Below are 16,230 nucleotides of genomic sequence, written 5' to 3'. Positions count from 1 at the left end.
GATTGCAGACTACTTGCGCTCGATCTCTCGCATCTCGAAGGTCTCGATGACGTCGCCGATCTCGATGTCGTTGAAGTTGCCGAGGTTGATGCCGGCCTCGTAGCCTTCGGTGACGCTCTTGACGTCGTCCTTGAAGCGGCGCAGCGACGAGATCTCAAGGTCGTTGAACGTGGTCACGCCGTCGCGCAGAATGCGGGCCTTCGTACCGCGCTTGACCTCGCCGTCGAGCACCATGACGCCGGCGATGTTGCCGAACTTCGACGAGCGGAAGATCTCGCGGATCTCGGAGTGGGAGGTGGTGACCTCCTCGTATTCCGGCTTGAGCATGCCCTTGAGCGACGCCTCGATGTCTTCGATCGCCTTGTAGATGACCGAATAGTACTTGATCTCCACGCCCTCGCGCTCCGCGAGATCCGCCACCTGGCGGTTCGGGCGCACGTTGAAGCCGATGATCACGGCCTTGTCGACGGAGGCGAGGTTCACGTCGTTCTGCGTGATGGCGCCAACACCGCGGTGGATCACCTGAATGCCCACCTCGTCGGAGACCTCGATCTTCATGAGGGAGCCCTCGAGCGCCTCCACCGAACCGGAGGAGTCGCCCTTGATCACGATGTTGAGCATGTCGATCTCGGACTCGGCGAACTTCTTCTTGAACTCCTCGAGCGAAACCACCTTGCGGCGCTTCGCGAGCTGGGCCGCACGTTCCGTGGCCTGGCGCTTCTCGGCGATCTGGCGTGCCGCGCGGTCATCCGGAGCCACGAGGAACAGGTCGCCTGCGGTGGGCACCGAGGTGAGGCCGAGCACCTGCACAGGTGTTGACGGCAGCGCCTCCTTCATGTGCTTGCCGTTCTCGTCGAGCATGGCGCGCACACGACCATACGAGGTACCGGCCACGATCGAGTCGCCGATGTGGAGCGTGCCGGACTGCACGAGCACGGTCGCCACAGCACCGCGGCCCTTGTCGAGTCGGGCTTCCACAGTGGCGCCGCGGGCATCCATATCCGGGTTCGCACGCAGGTCGAGCTCGGCGTCGGCGGTGAGCAGCACCGCTTCGAGCAGCTTGTCGACGTTCGTGCCCTGCTTGGCGGAGATGTCGACGAACATCGTGCTGCCGCCATACTCCTCCGGCACGAGGCCGAATTCGGTGAGCTGGCCACGCACCTTCTCGGGGTTCGCACCGGGCACATCGATCTTGTTCACGGCCACGACGATCGGCACATGGGCCGACTGCGCGTGGTTGATGGCTTCGACGGTCTGCGGCATCACGCCGTCGTCGGCAGCCACCACGAGGATCGCGATGTCGGTGAGTTCCGCGCCACGGGCACGCATGGCGGTGAAGGCCTCGTGGCCCGGGGTGTCGAGGAACGTGATCTTGCGTTCCTCACCCTCGAGATCCACGGTGACCTGGTATGCACCGATGCGCTGCGTGATGCCGCCGGCCTCACGGGCGACGACGTTGGTGCGGCGGATCGTGTCGAGCAGTCGGGTCTTACCGTGGTCGACGTGGCCCATGACGGTGACCACCGGAGGACGCGGCTTCAGGTCGGCCTCCTCCTGCAGCTCCTCGCTCTCGAGGTCGATGTCGAACTGCTGGAGCAGCTCCTTGTCTTCCTCTTCGGCGGAAACGATCTTGATGTTCCAACCGATTTCCTCGCCAAGGATCTGGAACGTGGATTCGTCGAGTGACTGGGTGGCCGTGGCCATCTCACCCAAGTGGAACAGCACGGTGACCAGCGCCGCCGGATTCACGTTGATTTTCTCGGCGAGATCCGCCAGCGAGGCGCCCTGACGCAGACGGATGGTCTGTCCGTTGCCGGTGGGGATGCGCACACCGCCGATGACCGGTGCTTTCAGCTCTTCGTATTCGTGACGCTTCGCCAAACGGTTCTTGCGAGCCTTCGAGGACTTGCCGCCCTGACGGCCGAAGGCGCCGGCTGCGCCGCCGCGACCACGGCCGCCACCGCGCGATGGACCGTTGCTGGGACCATTGTTCTGGAAGTTGTTGCCGCCGTTGCCACCACCGAAACGGTTACCACCCGGGCGGCCGCCACCGCTGCCTGCACCCTGACGATGCTGACCCCAGGAACCCGGCTTCGGGGCACCGCTGCCGCCTTGGCCCGGACGTGGGCGGAAGCCTCCACGCTGACCCGGTCGACCATTGCCTCCGCCACGGCGTTCGTTGTTATTGACCGTCGGACGTGCCATCGGATGCGGACGCGGGATGTCTCCCGGCGTGGGTGTGTGCATGCCCTGCTTACGGCTGAACGGGTTGTTGCCCGGACGTGGCGCATGCTGGGCCGCATTGGCTCCCGGCTTCGGCGCATTGTTGGAACCGCCGCGGTTGCCGCCGTGCTGAGGGGCATGCGGAGTGGGTGCAGCCTTGCCTCCGTTGCGAGTGCCACCGGCGTTGGCGCCCGGCTTGCCTGGGGCGTGCGGGCGCGCAGTCGCACCACGCTGGCCGCCGTTCTGGCCTGGACGTGGGGTCTGCTCGTTCCTGCGGGTGTTATGGGCGCCCGGCTTGGCGCTCGTGTTGGAGCGCTGGCCCGGCTTCGGTGCGGACGGGGCTGCCGTTGCCGGAGTTGCACCGGCCACTGCGGCGGGCGTCGCGGCAGGCTTCGCCGCTGCTGGTGCACCCGACTTGGGTGTGGAGCTCTTCTTCGCCGACGGCCTGGAATCATTGCCGCCGTCCTTCGGGAAGGCCGCCTTCAGCCTGCGGACGACCGGGGCCTCCACCGTGGATGACGCGGATTTGACAAACTCGCCCATGTCCTTGAGCTTCTCAAGAACGGTCTTGCTGTCTACGCCAAGTTCCTTGGCCAATTCGTATACGCGTGCTTTCGCCACTCAATATCTCCTAAAGTTTTGTGTGTGTCAGCCGCGTATTGGCGCGGCTATTGTGTTCTCACGGCGAGCTGATGGCTTCTCATCGTGCAACCATGTTGTTTCTACCTCTTTCACGCCTTCGCACGGTGCAATGACCGTGTTTCGACCAAAGGCAAGCATACCCGCGGCGCTGGATGTGCAGCGCCGCGAAAACGCCGTCGGGGAAACGCCTATTCGGCGCTCTCCTCGGCATTGCCGGACTGTGTCCCATCGGCCGCCTTCGCCGCCTGTTCACGCAGTTTTGCGGCATGGGCGGAATTGGATTCGATGCCGATCTTCCATCCGGTGAGCTTTGCGGCGAGACGGGCGTTCTGACCCTCCTTGCCAATGGCGAGCGAGAGCTGCTCGTCATTGATGAACGCGATGGCCGTCTGGTTCTTCTCGCTGATCACCTGCACATCCGAGACCACTGCCGGCGAGAGCGCCGCCGCAATGAACTCGGCCGGATTGGCCGACCAGTCGATGATGTCGATCTTCTCAGAGCCGAGGTTCTCCATCACCGCGCGCACACGCGAACCACCTGGACCGATGAGCGCGCCCTTCGGGTTGATGCCTGGCGTATTGGCACGCACGGCAATCTTCGTACGGGCGCCCGCCTCGCGGGCGATGGCCATGATCGACACGGCTCCGGATGCCAGCTCGGGCACCTCGCGTTCGAACAGGCGGCGCACGAGCTCCGGATGCGAACGGGAGACGATGATCTCCGGTCCCTTGAGCCCGCGGGCCACCGTCGTCACATACACGCGAATGCGTTCGCCATGGCGGTAGCGTTCGCCGGGCACCTGCTCACGACGCGGCAGCAGTGCCTCCACATCGCCGACGGCAACGTGCACATTGGCGGGATCCTTGACGTCCTGCTGCACCACGCCGGTGATGAGCTTGCCGCGCTGGCCGCTGAAGGCGCCGAACACGCGGTCGTCCTCCGCCTTGCGGAAGAGCTGCTGGATTACCTGGCGTGCCGTGGATGCCGCCAGACGGCCGAAATCATGCGGGGTGTCATCGTACTCCTCGCCCAGTTCCGGAGCGGGGTGCGGATTGTCTTCGGTGGGTTCCTGAGGAATCTCGTCACGAGCCCAGATGGTGAAGCTGCCGGCGCGCGGGTCGAGTTCGACTCGGGCATATTTTGCGGCATGCGGCATTTTCAAATAGGCGAGTCGCAGCGCCTCCGACAGTGCGGCATCCACGGTCTCCGCATCTATTCCCTGTTCCTGTGCGAGTGCGTGGATTCCGTTCAAATCGAGTTTCAAAGTTGGTGACCTCCGTTGAAGTCTGTTCAGTTATTCAGTTATTCGGCATGGCGCATTCCTGCGCGGAAGGCATAAGCCCATTTAGTCATAGTCTCTATTATTCTAGGTATTCATGCAGACACGTCACCGTTTCCTTTCCGTATGCGCACGCACGGTGGCGGTTGCCCTCACCACGCTCGCATTTGTTGGCGTGACCGCATGCTCGGCCCCCAGAATCGCAGGTCGCTCCGAACAGGAGCAGGAGCTCGGCACATGTGAACGGTTCCTCGAGACCGCGCAATCGTATTCCAACACGATGGGCGACGCGAATATCCCGCTCTATCTGCGGTATTTCACCGCTTCACTCGCCCAGCATGACTGGCTCAATGTGGCATTGCAGTGCCCGTCCCAATTCGGCGACGCCACGATGCGCAGCGCCCAGGCACAGCATTTCACTCGTCTTGCCGCGAATCACTTCGGTTTTGCGTATGCGCCGCTCACAGTGACGAAGCTCGACACCGTCGATTCGCTTGATCTGCCGGGTGAGGCGCTGGCTACGATTGCGCTTGCCGAGGATCGCGCCGGTTTCGCCGCCGAAGTGCTCGCCGGACGCTACGACAGTTTCACACCCACTTCCGCCAACACCTCCTCCGACGCCGAATTCGTGCGCAGACTGGCCTCGAATGCCACGCTGCTCACCATGAGCGACAATCACAAGGAGGCCGCAGCACGCCTGACCATGCTGTCGAAAGGCGCGCAGGACATTCGCCGCAAGGTCTACGACACCCGCATGCTCACCACATCGGAGGTGAACGCAACCGATCCTGCGACCGGATTGCGCACCCGCACCCCGGCGATTGTCGAAATGGATTGCGCGCGCGAGCAACTGCAGCGCATCGACGACCTGCCCGCATCCGACATCGCCACCGCACAGTCGCAATCGTCGGACGCGCTACTGCAGCTGTCCCTGCTCATCGCCACGCATGCCGTCACCGCGTTCGGTCTGGGGTACCCAAGCGCTGACTATGCGCTGTTCGCCTCCTGAACAAGGCCTGTGCAGTGACATGCGGAAAACGACATACCGGATTTGACTTGTTGGCACGGTGTGGCATAATGAACAAGTTGCTTGTTTCGGCAAGTACATGGATGAGTGTCCGAGCGGTCTAAGGAGCACGCCTCGAAAGCGTGTGAGGGCAACCCCCTCCGCGAGTTCGAATCTCGCCTCATCCGCCTTCAGCCCGCACCTTGCCGCGGGCTTTTTCTTTCCCTGCCTGCCTATCGTGCACCATCAACAGCCTGCGTAAAAGGAGACACTCACACGCAGCAGACGTCCCCAATTACGCAGAGGAATAGGGCCGAGAAGCACAACGACGCGCGAAACCGGCACGATTATTCGGATTCAATGTCGGTGCCTCAGCATTCGCTAGAGCGTGCGCTTGGCACGGATTCGTTCCGCACGCGCGGCGAGCTCGTCGTCGGCCGGATAGGCGATGTGTTCGAGCGTGAGCCCCTGGGGCGCGATCGGCCCAGTGGATCCCTCGCGCAACGGCACACGCATCTTGCCGGCGAACCAATCCACATCCCGTTTGCCCATGCCCACCTGCACGCAGGCACCCACAAGCGAGCGAACCATGTTGCGGGCGAAGGCGTCGGCGACGATTGTGAAGCACAGCAGCCCGGACTCCACGGCAGGCGTATGGTAGCGCTCCCCCATGCCGGGTCCGAGCAACGGCCGCGTCGGCACGCGTTGCCAGTAGGCGGTCTTCACCTCGCGAATAGTCGTGCCCCCCGGATTCGCAATGGCGAACGAACCGAAGTCATGCAGCCCCAGTGTAAGTGCGGCAGCGGCATTCATCTGCGCGATGTCGAGTTCGCGGTCGGTGCGCCATGCGAAATCCTTGAGCCGCGGGTCCCAGGGCACGCGCGCGTCGGCAATCCGGTACACATAGGTGCGTTCGAGTGCGGAGAACCGCGCGTCGAAACCGGCAGGCGCCACGGAAATCCCATGGATGGCGATATCATCGGGCATCATGCGCGACAACCTGGTCTGCAGGGCCTGCACCGGCGTCAAATTCATATGGCCGACGCATTGTCCGAGTGTCTGGTCGGGAACATCGACGTGGCACACCTGATGCGTGGCATGCACGCCGGCGTCGGTGCGCCCGGCCACGGTGAGCCGCAAGGACCCGGCATCCGGCATGCGCGTGATTCTTCTCAAGGCCTCCTCGACGGTTCCCTGCACCGTCCGGCAGCCTGGTTGCGCCGCCCATCCGTGGAACGCGGCACCGTTATAGGCCAAGTCGATTCGTAAACGTGTCACAACCCGAGCTTAGCAAATGCGCACCGATGTCCGGCGAGGTCTGTTTCCATATGCAAAAGGGGCCACCCAAACGGATGGCCCCTTCCTCATGCCTCAGAGGTTCACTCAGCGGCTGCCTCGGTCTGCTCTTCCTTGGCTGCGACCTTGGTCGCGGCTTCGGCTTCCTTGACCACTGCCTTCTTCGGGCTCACCGGTTCGGTGACGAGCTCGATGATGGCGGCTGGAGCGGAATCGCCCTTACGCGGAGCGATCTTGACGATGCGGGTGTAGCCGCCTTCGCGCTGCTCCATCTGCTCAGCTATCTGCGTGAACAGCTTGTGCACGACGGACTTGTTACGAATCACGCGCATCACACGGCGACGGGAGTGCAGATCACCGCGCTTGGCGAAGGTGATCAGGCGCTCGGCCAGCGGACGAAGGCGCTTGGCCTTCGGCAGCGTGGTGGTGATGCGGCCGTGCTCGAACAGGCTGGTGGCCATGTTCGCGAGCATCAGACGCTCATGTGCCGGGCTGGACGCCAGGCGTGGGCCTTTCTTTGGTGTAGGCATTGTATCTCCTTGTTGCCACGCCGAACTCAGGTGGGCAGTGGCCCGAACATCCGAAATCGGCGAAGCGGTTATGTCGTTGGCGGTTTACTCGTCTTCCGGCGAGAAGAAGGTGCCGCCTTCGAGGTTGTTGGTGTCGAAGCCGAGCGGCGAGGACTTGAGCGACAGACCCAGGGACTGCAGCTTCTCCTTCACCTCGTCAATGGACTTCATACCGAAATTACGGATGTCGAGCAGATCCTGCTCCGTGTGGTTCACCAGCTCGCCGACCGTGTGGATGCCCTCACGCTTCAGGCAGTTGTAGCTGCGCTGGGTGAGGTTGAGATCCTCGATCGGAACGGACATGCCCGGATCGGCCTGCTCGGCCACCGGGGCTGGCCCGATTTCCACACCCTCGGCCTGCGTGTTGAGTTCACGGCACAGGCCGAAGAGCTCAACCAGCGTGGATCCTGCGGATGCGACGGCATCACGCGGGGAGATGGCCGGCTTGGTTTCCACATCCAGAATGAGCTTGTCGAAGTCGGTGCGCTGTTCAACACGGGTGGCTTCGACCTTGTAGCTCACCTTGAGCACTGGAGAGTAGATGGAATCGACCGGGATGCGGCCAATCTCATCGCCATCCTGCTTGTTCATCTGGGCTGGGACGTATCCGCGGCCACGCTCGACGGTGAACTCGATCTCAAGTTCGCCATCTTCGGCGAGAGTGGCGATGTGCAGATCCGGGTTGGCAATGGTGACACCGGCCGGTGGGGTGATGTCCCCTGCGGTGGCCTCGCCGCTGCCCGCCTTGCGCAGATACATCACGACAGGCTCATCGTATTCGCTGGTGAGCACGATGCCCTTGATGTTCAACAAGATCTCGGTGACGTCTTCCTCGATGCCCGGCAGAGTGGTGAACTCATGCAACGCACCGGAAATACGCACCGAAGTCACTGCCGCTCCCGGAATCGAGCTGAGCAGAGTACGGCGAAGCGAGTTGCCAAGCGTGTAGCCGAAACCCGGCTCAAGCGGCTCGATGATGAAACGGGAACGCTGAGGGTTGAGCGATTCCTCGGTAAGTGTCGGACGCTGTGCGATAAGCACTGTGGTATCCTTTCAGCTTCAGCCGGTGGTGCACTCACTGGCTTCAAGCGGCTTTGGATGGATGGTATTGTCTAGTGCTCAGACGCGGCGACGCTTTGGTGGGCGAACGCCGTTGAATGCCTGTGGAGTGACGTCGGTGATCGAACCGACTTCGAGACCAGCGGACTGCAGGGAGCGGATGGCGGTTTCACGACCGGAACCCGGGCCCTTCACGAAAACATCGACCTTCTTGACGCCGTGTTCCATGGCCTTGCGGGCCGCGGACTCGGCTGCCATGCCAGCGGCGTACGGCGTGGACTTACGGGAGCCCTTGAAACCGACATCGCCACCGGACGCCCAGGACACAACCGCGCCGGACGGATCGGTGATGGAGATGATGGTGTTGTTAAACGTTGACTTGATGTGCGCCTGACCGACCGGGATCGACTTGCGATCGCGGCGACGGGTCTTGCGTGCGGCCTGCTTTTGAGCTGCCATTTGACCTCGTTTCCTAATTCACGAACTATGTGTTGCAGACGATGGCTGTCACACCGTGGCCTGCAATTCCCACCTATTACTTGGTGGCCTTCTTCTTGCCAGCGACCGTGCGCTTCGGGCCCTTGCGGGTGCGTGCGTTGGTCTTCGTGCGCTGACCGCGGACCGGCAGGCCCTTGCGGTGGCGCATGCCCTGGTAGCTGTTGATCTGGATCTTGCGGCGAATGTCAGCGTCGACTTCACGACGCAGATCGCCTTCGATCTTATAGTTCGACTCGAGGTAGTCACGCAGCGTGATCAGCTGCTCATCCGTCAGGTCCTTGACGCGGGTGTCTGGATTGATGCCAGTCGCCTCAAGGGTTTCCTTGGCGCGGGTGCGTCCCACACCGAAGATATAGGTGAGCGCGACCTCGATGCGCTTGTCATTTGGGATGTCGACTCCGGCAAGACGTGCCATTGCGATTCCTTCTGTTTGCCGCAGGTCTCGCACCCGATCCCCCGGTATCCCTACCGGCCCGGGCCTGCGTTCCCGGGGTTCAGCTCACGCATACACGCGAACTGCGACTGAGTGCCTGATATGTGTCGCTGCTTCTGCTCAGCCCTGACGCTGCTTGTGGCGTGGGTTGGTGCAGATCACCATGACGCGACCGTGACGACGGATCACGCGGCAGTTTTCGCAGATCCTCTTCACACTTGGGCTAACCTTCATGGTATTCCTTTGCTTGGGTTTGTACCTTGGCTGTTACTTTACTTGTAACGGTACGTAATGCGACCACGATTGAGGTCGTATGGGCTCATCTCGAGCACCACACGGTCCTGCGGAAGAATACGAATGTAGTTCTTGCGCATTTTGCCGGAAATTGTGGCGAGCACGATGTGCTTATTCTCCAGTTCCACACGGAACATCGCATTGGGCAGAGCCTCTACGACTCGGCCTTCAACTTCAATCACACCGTCTTTTGCCATAAATACCCGTTTTCCTCGTGGATAGCATTACCTGTAGGTGCGCCAGAAGACACACCAACTTGCTAGTATACACGAAAAGCGAAGAGTGCACGCAACGGCGTGTCGTACCCTTCGCTTCCGTAACGGACCGGGCGAACACTTTGTGCCCGGTTCAATGGCGTACCGTCTTCTATGCTACCGAATTGAGACGCGGATTATTCCATGTTCACCAATCCCACACACCTCACGGCACGCATTTGCACCATTGTTCAGCCAAGCTTGGCATCGAGTGCCTTGACGATCTCCTCGCTGATCGCATCGATCTCGCCCACGCCGTTCACGGTGACGAGCTTGCCGCGCTGCTGGTAGATGTCGAGCACCGGCGTGGTCTCCTTGTCGTAGGTGTTCAGACGGTTCTGGATCGCCTCCGGGGTGTCGTCGGCACGCCCCTCCTCCTTCGCGCGCTTGGCCATGCGCTCAAGCAGCACATTGGTGGGGGCGGTCAGCGCGACAACGGCGTCGAGCTGCTCGCCGAGGCCCTCGAGAATCTCGTCGAGCGCGCTCACCTGGGCGACATTGCGTGGGTAGCCATCGAGGATCCAGCCATTCTTCGCATCATCCTGCGCAAGACGATCGCGGACGATCTCGTTGGTGAGCTCGTCGGGGACCAGGAATCCCTGCGACGTGTATTCAAGCACCTTCTTGCCCAGTTCCGTCTTGTTCTTGATGTTCGCGCGGAAGATGTCTCCGGTGGAGATCGTCGGAATGCCGTAGTGCTCGGCGAGCAGCTTCGCCTGTGTGCCCTTGCCGACGCCCTGAGGTCCCATAATCAGCAGTCGCATCGTGTTCCTTTCGCTTGGGATTTGCTTTGCTATCGCATATCTTAGCCTAGTGTGCTCACGGCAGGAGTATCGGCATGCCGCGGCGAGCCATGCATATGCAAAAGCAGACCGTAGATTCCCACGGTCTGCTTTTGCGGCAATCTGCGAATGGCAGATTATTCACACCTGCACATCATTTGGCGATGGCCTTGCCCTCGGTGTGATCGGTGTTCTCGAACAGGAAGCCTGCGTACTGGTACTGCTCCGTCTGCGCCTTCGCCTGACGCAGCGTGTCGAGACCCACGCCGGCGATGATCAGCAGCGTCGTGCCACCGAACGGCAGCTGCGTGTTGAGTTTGAGCGCCATGATGAGCACGGTCGGCAGCAATGCGACGAACAGCAGGTAGATCGCGCCGACGGTGTTGAGTCGGTTGATCACGTACTTGAGGTAGCGCGAGGTGGCGGAGCCTGCGCGAATGCCCGGGATAAAGCCACCGAACTGCTTCATGTTGTCTGCGGTCTCGTCTGGGTTGAACGTGATCTCCGTGTAGAAGAACGTGAAGAACACAATCATCAGCGCATACAGGCAGATGTACCACACGCTCGTCGTGTTGGCGAGGTACTTGTTCACCCACTGCACCCAGCTCTGCTGGCTGTTGCCAAACTGTGCGAACAATGTCGGGATCGCGAGGATCGACGAGGCGAAGATCGGCGGGATCACGCCGCTCATGTTGATCTTGAGCGGCAGGTAGGTGGAGGAGCCGCCATACATCTTGCGGCCGATCATGCGGCGCGTGTATTGCACCGGAATACGGCGCTGCGAGAGCTCCACGTAGTTCACGAAGATCATGATCACAAGCAGCACGACGGTGACGATCGCGAACTTCGTCCAATTGCCGTCGGTGCCGTTCGTGCCCCAGCCGATCTGCCACAGCTGCGGCAGGAAGCCCGAGCAGATGGACAGGAAGATGAGGATCGACATGCCCTGGCCGATGCCCTTCTCGGTGATCAATTCGGCCATCCACATGATCAGGCCGGTGCCGCCGGTCATCACCATGATCATGACGACCATGTTCCAAATGGAGGCGTCGGGGATCACATTGTTGCACTGGTAGTTGAACAGCGCGCCGGAACGCGCGGTGACGAGGATTGTCGTGGACTGCAGCACGGCGAGACCGATGGTAAGGTAACGCGTGTACTGGGTGAGCTTGGCCTCACCGGACTGCCCCTCCTTGTGCAGGGCCTCGAAGCGCGGGATCACGGCGCGCAGCAGCTGCACCACGATCGATGCGGTGATGTACGGCATGACGCCCAATGCGAAGATGGACAGCTGCAGCATTGCACCGCCCGAGAACAGGTTCACCAGTCCGATGAAGTTCTCCGCATTGTTGGTCGTATTCGCCACGCAGTCGTTCACGACCTTGTAATCGACACCCGGCGTTGGAATGAACGAGCCGATTCGGTAGATGATGATGATGCCAAGGACGAAGAGGATCTTGTTCCTCAGCTCCTTGGTGCGAAAGGCCTGGATTAACGTCCTCACCTTGGGTTCCCTCCATAACTGTACGCTCTTGGCGTATCACGAAAAACACACGCTAAAGTTCGAGTCTAGCCCAACGGCCATACCGCACGCGAGTTCCCGCCTCTTTTTTGCAATAATTCAACACAAATTACAGCGGCCATTTCCTGTTTTGATATTTCGCGCGCATGTTCTGCACATATGAACAGACCCTCCCCGCTTGCTGCGGGAAGGGTCTGTCGCTAGCGTGTATGCATGCCGTCAGTCTTCGCTGATCGAACCGCCTGCCGCTTCAATCTTGGACTTCGCCGAAGCGGAGGCCTTGACACCCTTGAGGGTGAATGCGGCGGTGGCTTCGCCCTCACCGAGGACCTTGACCGGACGGTTGGCACGCACTGCGCCCTTGGCCACCAGGTCAGCCACGGTGATCTCTCCGCCCTGCGGGAACAGATCGTTGAGAGCAGCAATGTTCACAACCTGATATTCGGTCTTGAACGGGCTGCGGAAGCCGCGGAGCTTGGGAAGACGCATGTACAGTGGCAGCTGGCCGCCTTCGAAGCCAGGACGAACCTGATAGCGCTTCTTGGTGCCCTTGTCGCCACGGCCCGAGGTCTTGCCCTTGGAGCCTTCACCACGGCCGACGCGGATGCGATCCTTCCTGGCGCCTGGTGCCGGCTTGAGGTCATGCATTTGCAGGATTGTGGTCTCTTCGTTAGCCATAATCACTCTGCCTCCTCAACATTGACCAAGTGACGCACGACGGCGATCATGCCGCGGGTCGACGAGTTGTCTTCAAGAACAGTGCTCTGGCCGATCTTGCGAAGGGCGAGCGTCTGCACGGTAGCCTTCTGCTTCTTGTTCGCGTGTGCAACACCGTGCACGAGCGTGATCTTCAGCTTTGCCATCACTCACCATCCTTAGCGGCCGCTTCGGCCTTGGCTTCCTCGCGTGCCTTTCGGGCCTCGGCAATGCCGGCGGCGCGCTCACGCAGGAGCTGGTCCGGAGCGACTTCCTGCACGGAGAGGCCGCGGCGTGCCGCAATCTCCTCCGGCTCTTCGAGCTGCTTCAGCGCATCGACGGTGGCGCGAACCACGTTGACGGCCGTTGCGGAGCCCATCGACTTCGTCAGGATGTCGGTGATGCCCGCGCATTCCATCACTGCACGCACAGCCGAGCCGGCGATTACACCGGTGCCTGGAGCTGCCGGGCGCAGCATGACGGTGCCTGCGTGGTCGTGGCCGGTGACCGGGTGGGTCACGGTGCCGCGAATGCGAGGAACGTTGAACAGATGCTTCTTGGCATCCAGCTGACCCTTGGCGATTGCCGCCGGGACCTCACGGGACTTGCCATAGCCAACACCGACGGTACCGTTGCCGTCACCGACCACGACGAGAGCGGCGAAGCTGAACGTACGGCCGCCCTTGTGGGTCTTCGACACACGGTTGATCGTCACGACGCGATCGAGCATCTCGTTCTCGTGATTGTCCTCACGACGGCCACGGCGGTCACCGCGGCGACCTTCGCCACCACGGTTGTTGCGGCGGCCACGACGCTCGTCGTTGTTGCTGGACTCGGCGGTTGCCTGAGTGTTCTGAGTCTCTTCAGCCACTTGGGTTTCCTTTTCGTTGTCGCTCACAGTGCCAGACCTCCCTCGCGGGCGCCTTCAGCAACAGCTGCGACGCGACCATGGTACATGTTGCCGCCGCGGTCGAACACGACCGTGGTGATGCCGGCATCCTTGGCCTTCTTGGCCAGGAGCTCGCCAACCTTCTTGGCGGCTTCGGTCTTGGTGCCCTGGAAGTCGGCGAAATCGGCCATAAGCGTGGACTCGCTCACCAGCGTCTTGCCGGCGTTGTCGTCAACGATCTGCGCGACCATGTGACGGTTGGAGCGGGTGACCACGAGACGCGGACGCTCTGCGGTGCCGCTGATGCGCTTGCGAATACGAGCGTGGCGACGCTTCAGCGCGGCCTTCTTGCCTTTACCGAAAATCTTAACGCTCATATCACTTACCAGCCTTTCCAGCCTTGCGACGGATGACCTCATCCGAGTACTTGATGCCCTTGCCCTTGTACGGTTCCGGAGCACGAAGCTTACGAATGTTCGCGGCAACCTGGCCAACGGCCTGCTTGTCGGTACCCTTCACGATGACCTGGTTCGGGTTCGGCAGTTCGAGGGTGATGCCTTCCGGCGGGTTCACGGTGATGGTGTGGGAGTAACCGAGCGAGAACTCGATGCCCTTGCCCTTCATCTGTGCACGGTAACCGGTGCCGACGATGTCGAGGCTCTTCGAATAGCCATCATGCACGCCCTTGACCATGGAGGCCACGATCGAACGGGCCAGGCCGTGCTTTGCGCGGGTCGGACGCAGGTCGTCGTTCGCGGTGACGATGATCTCGTTGCCTTCGACCTTGGCGGTCACGCCCTCGGGGATGGTGTAGGAGTCGGAACCCTTCGCGCCCTTGGCGGCGAATTCCTGACCATTGATGGTGACTTCAACGCCCGCCGGAATCTCGATCGGGAGCTTACCAATATGCGATGCCATGTTCAGCTCTCCTTTCTCACCACACGTAGGCGACGATCTCGCCACCGATGCCTCGGTCGAGGCATTCCTTCTGAGTCAACAATCCCGAGCTCGTCGAGATGATGGCGATGCCGAGGCCGCCGAGCGGCATGGGCAGTGCGTCGGACTTGGCGTAACGACGCAGGCCTGGCTTCGACACGCGCTTGATGCCCTGAATGGAACGCTCACCGTGGGGGCCGTACTTGAGGGTGACCTCAAGGGTCTGGCCGACGCGGGCTTCCTTGGCGGTGAAGTCTGCAATGTAGCCTTCGCGCTTCAGGATCTCGGCGATGTTCTTCTTGAACTTGGAGTACGGCATATCCACGGTCTCGTGCTTTGCCGCGCTCGCATTACGCAGACGCGTGAGCATATCTGCGATTGGATCTGTCATTGTCATTTGGGCTAACGCCCTTTCTCGCCGTGGTTTCCGCCGCCCTGCAGACTGCTATGGCCTGCCCGGGCCGCGGACCTTCAGCGTTGATATTTACCAACTGGACTTCGTTACGCCTGGCAGCTCGCCACGGTGTGCCTTCTCGCGAAGGCAGATTCGGCACAGGCCGAACTTACGGTACACGGAGTGCGGACGACCGCAGACCATGCAGCGCGTGTAGGCGCGAACCTTGAACTTAGGCTTGCGAAGCGCCTTGACCTTAAGACAAGTTTTTGCCATTTCAGTTCTCCTTGAATGGGAAGCCGAGAAGCTTGAGCAGTGCGTAAGCCTCGTCGTCATCCTTCGTGGTGGTCACCACGGTGATGTCCATGCCGCGCTGGTGATCGATCTCATCAGGATCGATCTCGTGGAACATGGACTGCTCAGTGAGACCGAAGTTGTAGTTGCCCTGACCATCGAACTGATGGCCGTTGATGCCACGGAAATCGCGAATACGCGGCAGGGCCAGCGTAAGCAGACGATCCAGGAACTCCCACATGCGGTCACCGCGCAGGGTGACGTATGCGCCGATGGCCTGGCCTTCGCGCAGGTGGAACTGTGCGACGGACTTCTTCGCCTTGGTGATCTTCGGCTTCTGGCCGGTGATCGCGGTGAGGTCACGCACAGCGCCTTCGATGAGCTTGGAGTCGCGCGCTGCGGCGCCGACGCCCATGGAGACGACCACCTTCTCGATGCGAGGAATCTGCATCGGGTTGTCGTGGTGGAATTCCTTCTCGAGCTCGGGAAGGATCTCTTCCTTGTACATCGTCTTGAGGCGTGGGGTCACTGGCTCTTCGATGATGACTTCGTCAACGACTTCGCTCATGCCAGTTCCTTTCCGGACTTCTTGGCAACGCGGACGCGCACGGTCTTCACCTTGCCGTCACGTGCCTCTTCCTTGATTACGACGCCAACGCGGGTGGGCTGCTTGGTCTCCGGGTCGATGACCATCACGTTGGAGCGATGGATCGGGGCCTCAACGGAGACGATGCCGGCCTGCTGACCCTGCTGGGTTGCACGCACATGCTTCTTGACGATCTGAACGCCTTCGACAATCAGTCGGTCATCCTTGAGAACGCGCTTGACGGTGCCTTCCTTGCCGCGGTCCTTGCCACGGATGACCTTGACGAGGTCGCCGCTCTTGATCTTGGCTACCATGTCAGATCACCTCCGGTGCGAGGGACACGATACGCATGAAGCGCTTGTCGCGCAGTTCACGACCAACCGGTCCGAAGATACGAGTGCCCTTGGGTTCACGGCCGGAGCCGAGAATCACAGCGGCGTTCTCGTCGAACTTGATGTAGGAGCCGTCTGCACGGCGGCGTTCCTTGACTGTACGGACGACGACGGCCTTGACCACGTCGCCCTTCTTGACCGACCCGCCAGGGATTGCGTCCTTGACGGAGGCGACGATCACGTCG

At 61.3% G+C, this 16,230-nt stretch carries 22 protein-coding genes and 1 tRNA gene; 2 read left to right on the top strand and 21 right to left on the bottom strand.

Translation table 11 applies throughout. The features are described from left to right. Window positions 1-9: 9 nt before the first annotated feature. The gene (gene infB / locus OGI63_RS03720) at window positions 10-2,844 is read right to left on the bottom strand and encodes a translation initiation factor IF-2 (RefSeq protein WP_004268627.1); all 2,835 of its coding nucleotides are present in this window, start codon (window positions 2,842-2,844) and stop codon (window positions 10-12) included. A 209-nt stretch (window positions 2,845-3,053) separates the two neighbouring features. After that, window positions 3,054-4,130 (bottom strand): transcription termination factor NusA, encoded by a 1,077-nt coding sequence (gene nusA, locus OGI63_RS03715; protein ID WP_004268625.1) that lies wholly within the window; start codon window positions 4,128-4,130, stop codon window positions 3,054-3,056. 112 nt (window positions 4,131-4,242) lie between these two features. Between nusA and OGI63_RS03710 the strand changes: the two genes are divergently transcribed. Together OGI63_RS03710 and OGI63_RS03705 are read left to right on the top strand one after the other, a co-directional pair. Then, the gene (locus tag OGI63_RS03710) at window positions 4,243-5,154 is read left to right on the top strand and encodes a hypothetical protein (protein ID WP_004268624.1); all 912 of its coding nucleotides are present in this window, start codon (window positions 4,243-4,245) and stop codon (window positions 5,152-5,154) included. A 99-nt stretch (window positions 5,155-5,253) separates the two neighbouring features. Next, window positions 5,254-5,339 (top strand) — tRNA-Ser (locus OGI63_RS03705). Between the two features lie 193 nt (window positions 5,340-5,532). On the opposite strand, the gene truA is transcribed toward OGI63_RS03705, so the two are convergent. The 19 genes from truA to rplN form a co-directional block, all read right to left on the bottom strand. Continuing rightward, entirely contained in the window at window positions 5,533-6,429 is an 897-nt protein-coding gene (gene truA / locus OGI63_RS03700; RefSeq protein ID WP_012619707.1) for a tRNA pseudouridine(38-40) synthase TruA, read from the bottom strand. Window positions 6,430-6,530: 101 nt separating this feature from the next. Beyond that, on the bottom strand, window positions 6,531-6,977 hold the full coding sequence (gene rplQ, locus OGI63_RS03695; RefSeq protein WP_004268620.1) for a 50S ribosomal protein L17: 447 nt from the start codon (window positions 6,975-6,977) through the stop codon (window positions 6,531-6,533). Window positions 6,978-7,061: 84 nt separating this feature from the next. Further along, complete coding sequence (locus OGI63_RS03690) at window positions 7,062-8,057, bottom strand: DNA-directed RNA polymerase subunit alpha (protein ID WP_004268618.1); 996 nt, start codon at window positions 8,055-8,057, stop codon at window positions 7,062-7,064. Between the two features lie 78 nt (window positions 8,058-8,135). Next, on the bottom strand, window positions 8,136-8,534 hold the full coding sequence (gene rpsK / locus OGI63_RS03685) for a 30S ribosomal protein S11 (RefSeq protein WP_004268616.1): 399 nt from the start codon (window positions 8,532-8,534) through the stop codon (window positions 8,136-8,138). Window positions 8,535-8,610: 76 nt separating this feature from the next. Continuing rightward, window positions 8,611-8,988 carry a 30S ribosomal protein S13 gene (gene rpsM, locus OGI63_RS03680; protein WP_004268614.1) on the bottom strand — a complete coding sequence of 126 codons (378 nt, stop codon included), beginning with the start codon at window positions 8,986-8,988 and terminating at the stop codon, window positions 8,611-8,613. A gap of 138 nt (window positions 8,989-9,126) precedes the next feature. Then, window positions 9,127-9,240, bottom strand: coding sequence for a 50S ribosomal protein L36 (gene rpmJ, locus OGI63_RS03675; protein WP_003814578.1), 114 nt, complete (start codon window positions 9,238-9,240; stop codon window positions 9,127-9,129). 38 nt (window positions 9,241-9,278) lie between these two features. Beyond that, window positions 9,279-9,497, bottom strand: coding sequence for a translation initiation factor IF-1 (gene infA / locus OGI63_RS03670; RefSeq protein ID WP_004268611.1), 219 nt, complete (start codon window positions 9,495-9,497; stop codon window positions 9,279-9,281). Window positions 9,498-9,745: 248 nt separating this feature from the next. Next, complete coding sequence (locus OGI63_RS03665) at window positions 9,746-10,318, bottom strand: adenylate kinase (RefSeq protein ID WP_004268609.1); 573 nt, start codon at window positions 10,316-10,318, stop codon at window positions 9,746-9,748. Between the two features lie 172 nt (window positions 10,319-10,490). After that, window positions 10,491-11,840: a preprotein translocase subunit SecY gene (gene secY, locus OGI63_RS03660; RefSeq protein WP_004268607.1), complete on the bottom strand. Its 1,350-nt coding sequence runs from the start codon at window positions 11,838-11,840 to the stop codon at window positions 10,491-10,493. 237 nt (window positions 11,841-12,077) lie between these two features. Further along, entirely contained in the window at window positions 12,078-12,536 is a 459-nt protein-coding gene (rplO, locus tag OGI63_RS03655; RefSeq protein ID WP_004268606.1) for a 50S ribosomal protein L15, read from the bottom strand. A 2-nt stretch (window positions 12,537-12,538) separates the two neighbouring features. Continuing rightward, window positions 12,539-12,721: a 50S ribosomal protein L30 gene (gene rpmD / locus OGI63_RS03650; RefSeq protein ID WP_004268605.1), complete on the bottom strand. Its 183-nt coding sequence runs from the start codon at window positions 12,719-12,721 to the stop codon at window positions 12,539-12,541. Next, window positions 12,721-13,452 carry a 30S ribosomal protein S5 gene (gene rpsE / locus OGI63_RS03645; protein ID WP_014482661.1) on the bottom strand — a complete coding sequence of 244 codons (732 nt, stop codon included), beginning with the start codon at window positions 13,450-13,452 and terminating at the stop codon, window positions 12,721-12,723. Before rpsE ends, rpmD begins: the two co-directional genes overlap by 1 nt. Beyond that, window positions 13,449-13,820, bottom strand: coding sequence for a 50S ribosomal protein L18 (gene rplR / locus OGI63_RS03640; protein ID WP_004268596.1), 372 nt, complete (start codon window positions 13,818-13,820; stop codon window positions 13,449-13,451). The genes rpsE and rplR overlap by 4 nt, the downstream gene beginning before the upstream one ends. A gap of 1 nt (window position 13,821) precedes the next feature. After that, on the bottom strand, window positions 13,822-14,361 hold the full coding sequence (rplF, locus tag OGI63_RS03635) for a 50S ribosomal protein L6 (protein ID WP_004268595.1): 540 nt from the start codon (window positions 14,359-14,361) through the stop codon (window positions 13,822-13,824). A 16-nt stretch (window positions 14,362-14,377) separates the two neighbouring features. Continuing rightward, complete coding sequence (rpsH, locus tag OGI63_RS03630) at window positions 14,378-14,776, bottom strand: 30S ribosomal protein S8 (RefSeq protein WP_004268594.1); 399 nt, start codon at window positions 14,774-14,776, stop codon at window positions 14,378-14,380. An 87-nt stretch (window positions 14,777-14,863) separates the two neighbouring features. Then, a complete protein-coding gene (locus OGI63_RS03625; RefSeq protein ID WP_004268593.1) occupies window positions 14,864-15,049 on the bottom strand; it encodes a type Z 30S ribosomal protein S14 in 186 nt (61 codons plus the stop codon). Window position 15,050: 1 nt separating this feature from the next. Further along, entirely contained in the window at window positions 15,051-15,635 is a 585-nt protein-coding gene (gene rplE / locus OGI63_RS03620) for a 50S ribosomal protein L5 (protein WP_004268592.1), read from the bottom strand. Beyond that, entirely contained in the window at window positions 15,632-15,967 is a 336-nt protein-coding gene (rplX, locus tag OGI63_RS03615; RefSeq protein ID WP_004268591.1) for a 50S ribosomal protein L24, read from the bottom strand. The genes rplE and rplX overlap by 4 nt, the downstream gene beginning before the upstream one ends. Before the next feature lies 1 nt (window position 15,968). Then, window positions 15,969-16,230 (bottom strand): 50S ribosomal protein L14 (gene rplN / locus OGI63_RS03610; RefSeq protein WP_264309061.1); only part of this gene is annotated, 262 nt, incomplete at its 5' end.

Source organism: Bifidobacterium sp. KRGSERBCFTRI (assembly GCF_025908335.1).
Note: the sequence above shows the minus strand (reverse complement) of the source record. Positions and strands in the feature narration are given on the sequence as shown.